10 protein-coding genes are annotated in these 12,921 nt (G+C 72.5%); 6 read left to right on the top strand and 4 right to left on the bottom strand.

What is annotated here, in order from left to right; genetic code table 11:
• The first annotated feature begins 51 nt into the window (after positions 1–51).
• Positions 52–1,473, top strand: coding sequence for an MFS transporter (locus tag SM450_RS29995; protein ID WP_474623149.1), 1,422 nt, complete (start codon positions 52–54; stop codon positions 1,471–1,473).
• Between the two features lie 136 nt (positions 1,474–1,609).
• On the opposite strand, the gene leuA is transcribed toward SM450_RS29995, so the two are convergent.
• From leuA to SM450_RS29980, 3 genes are all read right to left on the bottom strand, one after another.
• Positions 1,610–3,352, bottom strand: a complete 1,743-nt coding sequence (leuA, locus tag SM450_RS29990; protein ID WP_474623148.1) for a 2-isopropylmalate synthase — start codon at positions 3,350–3,352, stop codon at positions 1,610–1,612.
• A 274-nt stretch (positions 3,353–3,626) separates the two neighbouring features.
• Positions 3,627–4,157: a nitroreductase family protein gene (locus tag SM450_RS29985; RefSeq protein WP_474623147.1), complete on the bottom strand. Its 531-nt coding sequence runs from the start codon at positions 4,155–4,157 to the stop codon at positions 3,627–3,629.
• An 85-nt stretch (positions 4,158–4,242) separates the two neighbouring features.
• Positions 4,243–5,007 (bottom strand): hypothetical protein, encoded by a 765-nt coding sequence (locus tag SM450_RS29980; protein ID WP_474623146.1) that lies wholly within the window; start codon positions 5,005–5,007, stop codon positions 4,243–4,245.
• A gap of 239 nt (positions 5,008–5,246) precedes the next feature.
• Here SM450_RS29980 and SM450_RS29975 point away from each other — a divergent pair, with 239 nt between their 5' ends.
• Together SM450_RS29975 and SM450_RS29970 are read left to right on the top strand one after the other, a co-directional pair.
• Positions 5,247–6,512, top strand: coding sequence for an aspartate kinase (locus SM450_RS29975; protein WP_474623145.1), 1,266 nt, complete (start codon positions 5,247–5,249; stop codon positions 6,510–6,512).
• Positions 6,513–6,517: 5 nt separating this feature from the next.
• Complete coding sequence (locus SM450_RS29970) at positions 6,518–7,576, top strand: aspartate-semialdehyde dehydrogenase (protein WP_474623144.1); 1,059 nt, start codon at positions 6,518–6,520, stop codon at positions 7,574–7,576.
• A 23-nt stretch (positions 7,577–7,599) separates the two neighbouring features.
• Here the strand turns inward: SM450_RS29970 and SM450_RS29965 are convergent, their stop codons facing one another.
• On the bottom strand, positions 7,600–9,057 hold the full coding sequence (locus tag SM450_RS29965) for a sensor domain-containing diguanylate cyclase (protein WP_474623143.1): 1,458 nt from the start codon (positions 9,055–9,057) through the stop codon (positions 7,600–7,602).
• 168 nt (positions 9,058–9,225) lie between these two features.
• Here SM450_RS29965 and SM450_RS29960 point away from each other — a divergent pair, with 168 nt between their 5' ends.
• From SM450_RS29960 to SM450_RS29950, 3 genes are all read left to right on the top strand, one after another.
• Positions 9,226–10,005, top strand: a complete 780-nt coding sequence (locus SM450_RS29960) for a phosphodiesterase (protein ID WP_474623142.1) — start codon at positions 9,226–9,228, stop codon at positions 10,003–10,005.
• A gap of 5 nt (positions 10,006–10,010) precedes the next feature.
• Positions 10,011–10,787 (top strand): histone deacetylase, encoded by a 777-nt coding sequence (locus SM450_RS29955; protein ID WP_474623141.1) that lies wholly within the window; start codon positions 10,011–10,013, stop codon positions 10,785–10,787.
• Between the two features lie 199 nt (positions 10,788–10,986).
• Positions 10,987–12,729, top strand: coding sequence for a bifunctional metallophosphatase/5'-nucleotidase (locus tag SM450_RS29950; protein WP_474623140.1), 1,743 nt, complete (start codon positions 10,987–10,989; stop codon positions 12,727–12,729).
• Positions 12,730–12,921: the final 192 nt, after the last annotated feature.

Raw genomic sequence — 12,921 nt, 5'->3', positions numbered from 1 at the left:
GTTTCTGTGATTCGTGGCGTCGACGCGGCAACCCGGGCAGAGTGGACAACCGTGACCTCTCCCGCCGCTCCCGCGCTGCGTACCGGCACTGCCGCCGGACGCGGCACGCTGCTCGCCGCGATCCTCGCCTCCGGCATGGTCTTCCTGGACAGCACCGTGGTCAACGTCGCGCTGCCGCGCCTCGGCGCGGAACTGGACGCCACCGTGTCGGGTCTGCAATGGACCGTGAACGGCTACCTGCTGATGCTTGCCGCGTTCGTGCTGCTCGGCGGCGCGCTCGGCGACCGGTTCGGCAGGCGCCGGATCTTCCTGCTCGGGGTGGTCTGGTTCGCGGTCGCGTCGGTGCTCTGCGGACTGGCCCAGGACACCGGCTGGCTCATCGCCGCCCGGTTCCTCCAGGGCGCGGGTGGGGCGTTGCTCACCCCCGGTTCGCTCTCCGTCCTCCAGGCCAGCTTCCACCCGGACGACCGGGGCCGGGCGATCGGCACCTGGTCCGGCCTCTCCGGCGTGTCCACCGCGCTCGGGCCGCTCGTCGGCGGCTGGCTGATCGACACGCTCTCCTGGCGGTGGATCTTCTTCGTCAACCTGCCGCTGGCCGTGGGCGTGGTGCTCGCCGCGATGCGCTGGGTGCCGGAGAGTCGCGACGAGACGGTCTCGCGTACCGGCGGAGGGCACGGGTTCGACGTGCCCGGCGCGTTGCTCGGCGCGCTGGCGCTCGGCGGCGTCACGTACGCGCTTATCGACGCCCCGGCGCACGGCGCCTCCCCGATCGTGCTCGCCGCGGCGGTCGTCGGAGTGGTCGCCGTGGTGGTCTTCGTGCTCGTCGAGCGGCGACGTGGCGACACCGCGATGCTGCCCACCGCGCTGTTCGGCAGCCGGCTCTTCTCCGTGCTCAACGTGTTCACCGTGGTGGTGTACGCGGCGCTCGGCGGGTTCACCTTCTTCCTCGCCGTCTACCTGCAGAACGTGGTCGGCTGGTCGGCGCTGCTCACTGGGTTGGCCACGGTGCCGATGACGGTGCTGCTGCTTGTCGGCTCGCCGCGGGCCGGCGCGCTCTCCGCCCGGATCGGCCCCCGGCTGCCGCTCACCGTCGGCCCGGTCATCGCCGCGGCGGGCCTGCTGCTGCTGCGCCGGGTCGGCCCGGGCGCTTCCTACTGGACGGACGTGCTGCCCGGCGTGGTGCTGTTCGGCGCCGGGCTGACCCTTGTGGTCGCGCCGCTCACCACGTCGGTGCTCGGCGCCGTGTCGGACCGGTTCGCCGGGGTGGCGAGCGGCTTCAACAACGCCGCCTCCCGGGCCGGCGGCCTGCTCGCGGTGGCGGCGCTGCCGCTGCTGGTCGGGCTCTCCGGCACCGGGTACGAGCAGAAGGGCGCGTTGGCGCACGCCTACCGGGGAGCGTTGGCGTGGTGCGCGGGCCTGCTGCTCGCGGGCGCCCTGCTCGCCGTCGTGCTCATCCACCGCCCCCGGAAGTAAGGCGGGGGCCCTTCTTAACGCATTCGGTAGAGGAAGGGGCCCTTCTTAACACGGCAGGGCTCGCGGGGAGGTGCGGGGTGTTAAGCGGGGCCCCTTCCTATGCGTAAAGCGTTAAGAAGGGCCCCCGCCTTTCACCTCAGCGGGTGCGGTTTACGGCGCTCGTTACCGCCTTGATCGAGGCGGTGACGATGTTGGCGTCCACCCCGACACCCCACACCGTCCGGCCGTCCACCTCGCACTCCACGTACGCGGCGGCTTGCGCGTCCCCGCCGGAGGAGAGCGCGTGCTCGTGGTAGTCGAGCACCCGTACCGCCACGCCCAGCGACTGGAGCGCGTTGACGTACGCGTCGATCGGGCCGTTGCCGACCGAGGTGAGCGGCCGGACGACGCCGCCGAAGCCGACGCGGGCGTCGATCTCGACCTTGCCGTCGACGGTGCCGATGGTGTAGCTGGCAAGCGTGACCGCCGGGTCGACCTGGTGGTCGACCAGGTAGTTGCGGGCGAAGATCTCCCACATGGTGCCCGGGTCGACCTCGCCGCCGTCGTGGTCGGTGACGCTCTGCACCACGCCGGAGAACTCGATCTGGAGGCGGCGCGGCAGGTCGAGCTGGTGCTCGGACTTCATGATGTACGCGACGCCGCCCTTGCCGGACTGCGAGTTGACCCGGATGACCGCCTCGTAGGTGCGGCCCAGGTCCTTCGGGTCGATCGGCAGGTAGGGCACCGCCCAGGTGAACTCGTCGACAGGCACGCCGGCCGCCGCCGCGTCGGCGTGCAGCGCGGCGAAGCCCTTGTTGATGGCGTCCTGGTGGGAGCCGGAGAACGCGGTGTAGACCAGGTCGCCGGCGTACGGGTGGCGCTCGTGCACCGGCAGTTGGTTGCAGTATTCGACCGCGCGCCGGATCTCGTCGATGTTCGAGAAGTCGATCATCGGGTCGATGCCCTGGGAGAACAGGTTCAGGCCCAGCGTGACCAGGTCGACGTTGCCGGTGCGCTCGCCGTTGCCGAACAGGCAGCCCTCGATCCGGTCGGCGCCGGCGAGCAGGCCCAGCTCGGCGGCGGCCACGCCGGTGCCCCGGTCGTTGTGCGGGTGCAGGCTCAGCGCCAGGCTGCCCCGCCGGGGCAGGTGCCGGTGCATCCACTCGATCGAGTCGGCGTAGACGTTCGGCGTCGCCATCTCGACCGTGGCCGGCAGGTTGACGATCAGCTTCCGGTCCGGGGTGGGGTCGACGACCTCGATCACCGCCGCGCACACCTCGAGCGCGTAGTCCAGCTCGGTGCCCGTGTAGGACTCCGGCGAGTACTCGTAGTGGATGTCGGTGTCCGGGGTGTGGATCTCGGCGTACTTCTGGCAGAGCCGGGCGCCCTGGGTGGCGATGTCGGTGATGCCGTCGCGGTCCAGGCCGAAGACGACCCGGCGCTGGAGCGTGGAGGTCGAGTTGTAGAAGTGCACGATGGCCCGGCGGGCGCCGCGCAGCGACTCGAAGGTCCGCTCGATCAGGTGCTCCCGGCACTGGGTCAGCACCTGGATGGTGACGTCCTCCGGGATCAGGTCCTGCTCGATGAGCTGGCGGACGAAGTCGAAGTCGGTCTGACTGGCCGACGGGAAACCGACCTCGATCTCCTTGTAGCCCATCTGCACGAGCAGGTGGAACATCCGGCGCTTGCGTTCGGGGGACATCGGGTCGATGAGCGCCTGGTTGCCGTCGCGGAGGTCGACGGCGCACCAGCGGGGCGCGGCCTCGACGCGACGGGTCGGCCAGGCACGATCCGGCAGTTCGACCCGGAACTGCTCGTCGTACGGGAGGTAACGGTGGACCGGCATCCGGCTGGGGCGCTGCCGGGCGAACGGATCGGTGTCGGTGACAGGTTGAGCCATCTCGGATTGCTCCCTGGGAACATGTGGCGTCAGCAGATCGGAAGGTGTCGGCGGGGTGCCGGGCGACGGTGCGCGGCGGTGCCGAGGAGAAGTTCGGATTGCTGGACGGCGCGGTTCAACTCCGCGACGAGGTGCCGGCCGGTCAGGCCTCGTCGCGGCAGCCAAGGAGAAGATAGGCCCGCCACATGTCAGTGTCACCCTACGTGTTGGGACGGGCGGTGGGAAGGCCGGTCCGGACTGTGGGACCAACTTCACCGGCCGCGTCCTCGGACGGTCAGCGGAGCAGCAGGGCGGGCAGGGGCCGGCGGCGGCGGAGCGCGGTCTCCCGGGCGTACAGGTCCGGCGGGAGCGTGGCCGGGTCGCCGAGGCGGCCGACCGCGACCACCACAAGCGGCCGGACGTCGTCGGGCAGGTCAAGTTCGGCGGCGAGGCGGGCGCGGTCGAGCCGGGTGAGCTGGCGTACGTGCAGGCCGAGCGCGGTGGCCTGCACGGTGAGGTGGGCGACCGCCTGACCCAGGTCGTACGCGGTCCGCTCCGGTTCGCCGCCGGCGTGCGCGGCGAGCAGCAGGGCGGCGGCGTGCCGCGCCCAGCCCTGGTCGGCTTCGGGCAGGCCGACGAGGATCCGCTTCCAGGTTTCGTCCTGCCGGTGCCCGAGCGCGAACCGCCACGGCTGGGCGTTGCCGGCCGAGGGCGCCCAGCGGGCCGCCTCCAGCAGGGTGGCCACCTCGTCGGCGGTCAGCTCCGCGTCCGGGTCGAACGCGCGGGGGCTCCAGCGGAAGGCGAGCAGCGGGGTCAGGTCGGTCATGGTCATATCGTCCGCGATGCCCGTTTCGAGCACGCAAATCGGGTGACGAGAATGTGGTCAATGACACCCGTAACCGGACATAGGGCTACGACGGGTCGGGCGTGGGCGTGTCCCGGCCCACCGGCTCGCCCTCGGTCACCGCGCCCGCCAGCTCGATCGTCGCCGGAGCCGGGCCCGGCTCGCCGGTGAGGGTGAGGGCACCGAGGGCGGCGCGGACCGCCACCGGTGTGCCGTCGTCGGCGAAGCAGTAGACGCCCACGTCCAGCGGGGCGTTCAGCGAGGCGGTGGTGGAGTCGACCGCGTAGCACCGCCCGGTGACGCCGGCCGGCGGCGTGGCGAGCGAGACGACGAGCGGTGCGCGCCGGTCGGTGAGCACCTCCAGCCAGTCGGTGAACGGGTGCTGCACCCGCGGGTCCAGCCGGCCGGGCATCGCGTCGTCGGCGTCGCCGAGGCGGACGCAGCCGGCCGGCTGCGTCCACCCGGTCGAGGGCAGGGCGCACTGGAACAGGCCGTCCGAGGTGCCGGCGAGCGAGACGTCCACCGTGCCGTCCCGCCCCCAACCGGGCACGTCGACCCGCCAGCTTCCGTCGTTCGCGCTTGTCACCGCGACCGGTCGGGAGACGCCGCCGGGCGGCGCGAAGGCGTACGTGGCGGTGAGGTGCCGGTCCTGGGCGGCGGCGGCCAGCCCGGCCAGCTCGTCGCGGGCGGCGTCGACAGGCGCCGACACCGGATCGGGGGCGCCGGTCGGCGACGCCTCCCGCCGGTCGGCGACGCAGGCGGCCAGCAGCGCCGGCAGAGTGAGCGCGAGCAGGCCGGCCAGCCGGCCGGCCGCGTGTCGATGAGCGTGCACCAGGTCATTCTGCGACGTCGCGACCCCCGGGTCAGCCCACCGTACGGCTGTACCGTTTGCGGCCCCTGTGGCCCCCGGGGCTGGTGAGCCGCCCCACCCCCGGGCCGGATGGTGGGATCACGGGACCCGGCGGCGTGACCCGCCCGATACCCTGAGGAGGTCTGACACGCGCCGCCGGACCGAGAAACCCGGCGGCGTCGGCACGCTCAGGGCCGTCACTGTGAGGGGAGCGCACCGTCGTGGCACTCGTGGTGCAGAAGTACGGCGGGTCCTCCGTCGCCAACGCCGAGCGGATCAAGCGGGTGGCCGAGCGCATCGTGGCGGCCCGCAAGGCGGGTGACGACGTCGTCGTGGTGGTCTCCGCGATGGGCGACACCACCGACGAGTTGCTCGACCTGGCCAACCAGGTCAGTCCGCTGCCGCCGGGCCGCGAGCTGGACATGCTGCTCACCGCCGGGGAGCGGATCTCCATGGCGCTGCTCGCCATGGCCATCCACAACCTGGGGTACGAAGCCCGCTCGTTCACCGGTTCGCAGGCCGGCGTGATCACCACCTCGGTGCACGGCCGGGCCCGGATCATCGACGTGACCCCGGGGCGGCTCAAGGGCGCGCTCGACGAGGGCGCGGTGGTCATCGTCGCCGGTTTCCAGGGCGTCTCGCAGGACACCAAGGACGTCACCACCCTCGGTCGGGGCGGCTCGGACACCACCGCGGTGGCGCTCGCCGCCGCGCTCCACGCGGATGTCTGCGAGATCTACACCGACGTGGACGGGATCTTCACCGCCGACCCGCGGATCGTGCCGAACGCCCGGCACATCGAGCGGATCACCTACGAGGAGACGCTGGAGCTGGCCGCCTGCGGCGCGAAGGTGCTGCACCTGCGCGCCGTGGAGTACGCCCGGCGCGCGGGGTTGCCGATCCACGTCCGTTCGTCATACTCGACCAACACCGGCACGATGGTCACCGGATCGATGGAGGACCTTCCCGTGGAACAGGCACTGATCACCGGCGTCGCCCACGACCGCAGCGAAGCGAAGATCACCATCGTCGGGGTGCCCGACGAGCCGGGCGCCGCCGCGCGGATCTTCGACACCGTGGCCGGCGCCGAGATCAACATCGACATGATCGTGCAGAACGTGTCGACCGAGGGCACCGGCCGCACCGACATCTCGTTCACGCTGCCCAAGGCCGACGGCCCGACCGCGATGGCCGCGCTCAGCAAGATCCAGGAGCCGGTCAAGTTCAAGGGCCTGCTCTACGACGACCACGTCGGCAAGGTCTCCCTGATCGGTGCCGGCATGCGTTCGCACCCGGGCGTCGCCGCCGGCTTCTTCGCCGCGCTCGGCACCGCAGGCGTGAACATCGAAATGATCTCCACCTCGGAGATCCGGGTCTCCGTGGTCTGCCGGGACACCGACCTGGACAAGGCGGTCAAGGCCATCCACGACGCCTTCGAGCTGGGTGGTGACACCGAAGCCGTCGTCTACGCCGGCACCGGGCGGTAACGCCGATGGCGTCGCTGCCCACCCTCGCCGTGGTCGGGGCGACAGGTGCCGTCGGCACGGTGATGTGCCAGATCCTCTCGTCCCGTCGCAACGTGTGGGGCGAGATCCGGCTGCTCGCCTCGGAGCGCTCGGTGGGCCGGCGGGTACCGTGCCGGGGCGAGGAACTGACCGTGCGGGCCCTCACCGCCGACGCGTTCGACGGCGTCGACGTGGCGATGTTCGACGTGCCCGACGACGTCTCGGCCGAGTGGGCGCCGGTCGCGGTGGCGCGCGGCGCGGTGGTGGTGGACAACTCGGGCGCGTTCCGGATGGACCGGGACGTGCCGCTCGTGGTCCCCGAGATCAACCCCGAGCAGGTGCGCGACCGGCCCCGGGGCATCGTCGCCAACGCCAACTGCACCACCCTGGCGATGATCGTGGCGATCGCCCCGCTGCACCGCGAGTACGGCCTGCGCGAGCTGGTCCTCGCCTCCTACCAGGCGGCCTCCGGCGCGGGGCAGGCCGGGGTGGACGCGCTGCACCTCCAGCTCGGCAAGATCGCCGGGGACCGGGTGCTGGGCTCCCGCGCCGGCGACGTGCGCCAGGCGGTCGGCGACGAGCTGGGCCCGTTCCCGGCGCCGCTGGCGCTCAACGTGGTGCCCTGGACGGGCTCGCTCGGAGACGGCGGCTGGTCCACCGAGGAGCTGAAGCTGCGCAACGAGTCGCGCAAGATCCTCGGCCTGCCCGACCTGAAGGTCTCCGCCACCTGCGTACGGGTGCCTGTGGTGACCGGCCACTCGGTCGCCGTGCACGCGGTCTTCGCCACCGAGGTGGACGCCGAGGGCGCCCGCCAGGCGCTGCGCAACGCGCCGGGCGTGATCCTGGTCGACGACCCCGCCGCAGGTGAGTTCCCGATGCCGATCGACGCGGTCGGCACCGACCCGTCCTGGGTCGGGCGGATCCGCCGCGCGGTGGACGACCCCCGCGCCCTCGATCTCTTCGTGACGGGCGACAACCTCCGCAAGGGCGCCGCCCTGAACACCGCCCAGATAGCCGAACTCCTGGCCAAGGAGCTAACCCGCTGACCCACCCACCCCACTCGGCGGGGCTAGGCGGCGGAGAGGTGGACGCCGTCCCGGCCTCGGCGCTTCACCGCGTAGAGGGCCTGGTCGGCTCGGTGCAGGGTGCGGTCGGGGGTTTCGCCCTGGCGGGGCAGCGCGACGCCGACGCTTATCGTGCGGCCGGTGCGGCGGGCCGCCTCGGTGAGCCGCTCGGCGATCCCGACCGCCTCCTGCGGATGGCTCACCTCGATCACCGCGACGAACTCGTCGCCGCCGGTCCGGTACAGTTCGTCGCCCTGCCGCAGCGCGCCCTCAAGCGCCCGGGCCAGCCCCACCAGCAACCGGTCGCCGGCCTGGTGGCCGTACGTGTCGTTGACGTCCTTGAACCCGTCCACGTCGATCGCCAGCAGGGCGGTACGCCCCGGCGTGGCGCTGGCGATCCGCCGCCCGAACGGCCCGGTGTGCCGGAGCCCGGTGAGCGGGTCGGAGCTGGCCTGCTCGCGTAGCCGCGCCAGGGTGCGCAGCCGGTCGAGGCAGGTCCACGCCTGCCCGGCCAGCAGCTCGATCAGGTTGACCGTGGTCGGGTCCGGCCGCAGCGGTCGTTCGTCGGCGACCAGCAGGACGCCGCCGGCGGACGGCGCGCCGACCGGCACCGCCACGAGCGTGCCCGCGCCGGCCCGGGTCAGCGGCAGGTATTCCTCGGTCGGCGGGTGCCCCGCCTCGCCCAGGGTGTACGCCGAGCCGTACCGGTGCGCGCGCTCGATCATCTTGTCGAGCACGGCCGGGCCGGCCTCGGCCAACTCGGCCCGGATCCGGGCCTCCAGCTCGCCGGGGGTGTCGGTGGCCGCGCCGAGTCGGGGTCCACGGCGGCCGGTGAGCACCAGCACGGCGGCGGAGAGCGCGGACACGTCCCGGGCCGCGGCGATCGCGGCGGCCATCAGGTCCCAGTCGGTCGGGGCGGCGGTGAACGCGGCGGCGTGCCGGAGCAGCTTCTCGCTGCGGCTCTCGGCCGGCGGGCCGCCGAGCGCCGCGATCCGGGCGCCGAGCCGGTCGGCCAGTCGTTCGGCGGTGGCCCGCCACGGCGCGAGCGTGACCGGTCCGCTCCACTGGAGGTCGAGCACGCCGATCGGGTGGCCGGCCGGGTCGCGTACCGGCACGCAGAGTTCGGCGGTGACGTCCGGGCGGACCGGGAGATAGTCGGGATCGGCGGCGACGTCGGGAACGGCGGCGGTCTCGCCCGAGGTGTAGACCCGTCGCACCACCGACGGTTCGGGCCGGTGGCGGGCCGGCGCGGCGCCGTCGGCCGTGGCCGGCACGTGCGAGAAGACCTGCCAGGCGCCGGTGGCGGCGACGCAGCGGAGGCGGTCGTGGACGCGGAGCAGGACGGTGGCGGTGGCCGGGGTGTGCCGGGCGAGCGCGGCGACGGTCCACTGGCATGCCTCCGGCACGGTCGACGCCGTGGGGAGGCGCACCGTGACGTCGCGGAGGACTCGCTCGTGATCCACGTTGTTCCTGCTGAGAGGGGGGTCGGGTCGCGATCAAGCGTACTCAGCGGGACCGCCGTCGACCTTCGTACACATGTGCTATCCACAGGCTGTGGACGCCGCCTGTGGGCTGCGCGGCGCGGGCCCTCGGCGATACCGTGAAGGCCCCGGGCCCGAGGAGGCGCGCCGATGCTCATCGCCCAGCTCAGCGATCCGCACGTGACCACCGGCCCGCTCGCCGCCGAGCCGGCGGCCGGGCTGCACCGGGCGCTCGCCTCGGTGCTCGCGCTGCGCCCCCGGCCCGAGTGCGTGGTGATCACCGGCGACCTGACCGGCAACGGCCGGCCGGACGAATACCTCGCCCTCCGCGAGATCGTCGGGCGGTTCCCGCTGCCGGTCCACCTGGCCACCGGCAACCACGACGACCGTGAGTCGCTGCTCGACACGTTCGGTGGCACGCCGCACCTGGCCGGCGGGTTCTCCGCGCACTACCACGTCGACCATCCGGACGCGACGCTCGTGGTGCTCGACTCGCTCACCCCGGGCGGCTCCGGTGGGCGGCTCGGCGAGGAGCAGCTCGACTGGCTCGACGGGGTCCTCGCCGGCCGGCCGGAGGCGCCCGCCGTCGTGTGCCTGCACCATCCGCCGGTCGCGGTGGGTATCCCGGCCGCCGACGCGATCCGGCTCGCCGACGCGGACGCGCTCGCCGTCGTCCTCCGGCGGCACCCCCATGTCGTACGCGTCGCCGCGGGCCACCTGCACCGGCCGGTGACGAGCGCGTTCGCCGGCACGGTGCTGACCACCGCGCCCAGCACCTGGGTGCAGGCGAGCCTGACCATGACCGACGAGGATGAGATCGGCCTGGTCACCGAGCCGACCGCGTTCCTGCTGCACCTGGTGACCGACGGCGACTGCGTCACGCACACCGTCCAGGTCAGCCACGCGGCTGGGCGGACCTCCTGGTTCTAACCACGGTGTCGCTGCTCTGGTACGCCGCGTACGGGTCCAACATGCACGCGGCCCGGCTCGACTGGTATCTGCGTGGTGGGCGGCCACCGGGCGGCCTGCGCGCGTACCCGGGGTGTCGGGACTGCCGGCCGCCGCGGCGGACGGTCCCGGCGGTGATCCCCGGCGGGGTCTACTTCGCCGGGGAGTCCCGGGCCTGGACCGGCGGCATGGCGTTCTTCGACCCGGAGCTGCCGGGCGGTGCGGCGGTCCGCGGCTACCTGGTGACGGTCGAGCAGTTCGCCGACATCGCCGCCCAGGAGATGTACCGGCCGCCCGGCGCGGACCTGGCCGGGATTCTCGCGGCGGTCGAGACCGGCCGGGCCACGCTCGGTCCGGGACGGTACGAGACGCTGCTGCGGGTCGGCGCCCGCGACGGCCTGCCGATGCTCACCTTCACCGCCGGCCACCGGGCGGTGGAGGTGCCCTGGACCCGACCGGCCCCGGTCTATCTCGGCATGCTGGCGCGCGGGTTGCGGGAGGCGCACGGCTGGGGCGTCGCGCGGACCGTCGACTACCTGGCGGGCCGGCCGGGCGTCGCCGGGCGGTGGACCCGCGCGGCGCTCCGTACGCTTGTTGCCGCCCCGATCTCCGACCCACCCTCCGGTGGCACGGTCGAGTTCGGACAGACCGCCGCGAATGCCGAACCGTCGGGCGCGATCGACCGTTCGGTTCGCGATGGATGGCCCGGCGGGAGTTTTTCCGGGGAGGAAGGTTGCCAGGGCAAGGTTTTCCGCGTGACATGAGCGTCGACGCCGGCTCCCTGGTCCCTGGGAGCCGGCGTCCTAGGCTCGACCTGCGGCCCGGTGGATGAGAAGCTACCTCGTGCAGAGCGGCGTTCCCCCGAGTGCCGCCCTCGCGATCGACCCCTGTCACGGCACGGATCAGGGCCACCGGGCGAACCATCGCCCGGCCACCACGCGCCGGTATCTCACGAGGAGTTCCATGTCCGTCCCCGGGATGCGCCGCCGGGCCGCCGTCGGCCTGGCCGCACTCGCCGCGACCGCGTTCACCGCGGTCGCCGTCCACCCCGACCAGGCCGAGGCCCACTCGAAGCCGGTCGACGTCCAACTGCTCGCGATCAACGACTTCCACGGCAACCTGGAGCCCCCGACCGGGTCCAGCGGCACCATCGACGGTCAGACCGCCGGTGGCGCGGAATACCTGGCCAGCCACCTGAAGGCCATGCGTGCGGCGGCCCAGAAGCAGGGCAAGGGCACGGTCACGGTCGCCGCCGGCGACCTGATCGGCGCCTCACCGCTGCTCTCCGCCGCGTTCCACGACGAGCCCACAATCGAGGAGATGAACCTCGCCGGGCTCGAGTTCGCAAGCGTCGGCAACCACGAGTTCGACGAGGGCGCCACCGAGCTGCTGCGCATGCAGCGCGGCGGCTGCCACCCGGTGGACGGCTGCGCCGACGGCACCCCGTTCAAGGGCGCCAAGTTCAAGTACCTCTCCGCGAACGCGTTCAAGACGTCCACCGGGCTGCCGCTGATGCAGCCGTTCGGCGTCAAGATCGTCAAGGGCGTGCCGATCGGCTTCATCGGGATGACCCTGGAGGGCACCCCGAACATCGTCAGCCAGCAGGGCGTCGCCGGGCTGCGCTTCACCGACGAGGCGGACACCGCCAACAAGTACGCCAAGATCCTGCGACTGCTCGGCGTCAAGAGCATCGTGGTGCTGCTGCACGAGGGCGGCGTGCAGAACGGCGGCGGCATCAACGACTGCACCGGGTTCAGCGGCCCGATCGTCGACATCGCCAACCGGATGGACCCGGCCATCGACGTGATCGTCAGCGGGCACACCCACGCCGCGTACAACTGCAACATCAACGGCAAGCTGGTCACCAGCGCCAGCTCGTTCGGTCGCCTGGTCACCGACATCAACCTGAAGATCGACCCGCGTACCCGGGACGTCGTCAGCGCGTCGGCGAACAACGTCGTGGTCACCCGCGACGTGGCCAAGGACCCGGCCTCGACCGAGCTGATCAACAGGTACAAGACCGCGCTCGGCCCGGTGGCCGACCGAGTGGTCGGCGAGACCACCGAAGCGATCACCAAGACCCAGGAGAACCTGTACCAGACCGGGGTCGACGCCAACGGCAAGCCGACCTACCAGACCGGTGAGTCGCCGCTGGGCAACCTGATCGCCGACTCCCAGCTCGCCGCCACCGACAACGAGCAGAACGCGGTCGCCGCGTTCATGAACCCCGGCGGCGTCCGCGCCGACATCGACGCCGGCCCGGTCACCTACGCCGAGGCGTTCACCGTCCAGCCGTTCGCCAACAACCTGGTGACGCTTGATCTGACCGGGGCGCAGCTCTACTGCATGCTGGAGCAGCAGTTCACCGTGGCCCGGGTGCTCTACGCGTCGTCGAGCGTGCACTACGTCGTCGACGTCGACGGCACCACCGCGCCGGTCGCCACGCCGTGCGCCGGCTCCCGGGTGGTCCGGGGCAGCCTCACCATCAACGGCACCCCGGTGACCGACACCGCGACCTACCGGGTCACGGTGAACAACTTCCTCTCCGGTGGCGGCGACGGCTTCAGCGTCCTGACCGGCGGCACCAACGCGGTGACCGGCCAGATCGACCTGGACGCCCTCACCGCGTACCTGACCGAGAAGTCGCCGGTGTCCGCGCCGGCGCTGGACCGGATCCAGACCACGGCGGAGGTCCCCGCCGCCTGACCCGCACCGCCAACGGGCCCCGGAGCGATGCTCCGGGGCCCGTTACCGTCCGCTGCCTTCGGCGCGGACTCCTTGATCGGTGAGCCGGGGGAGGGGATGCTCCTATGGATGTCAAGGGGTGGTGAGGGCGGTGTAGTCGGCGAGGAGGGCGGTGTGGACCTCGCGGATGATGTAGCGCTTGAGGCAGCGGAT

The organism is Micromonospora marincola, assembly GCF_056150385.1.
The sequence above is the reverse complement of the archived record's forward strand: the minus strand, read 5'-3'. Positions and strand labels throughout refer to the sequence as shown.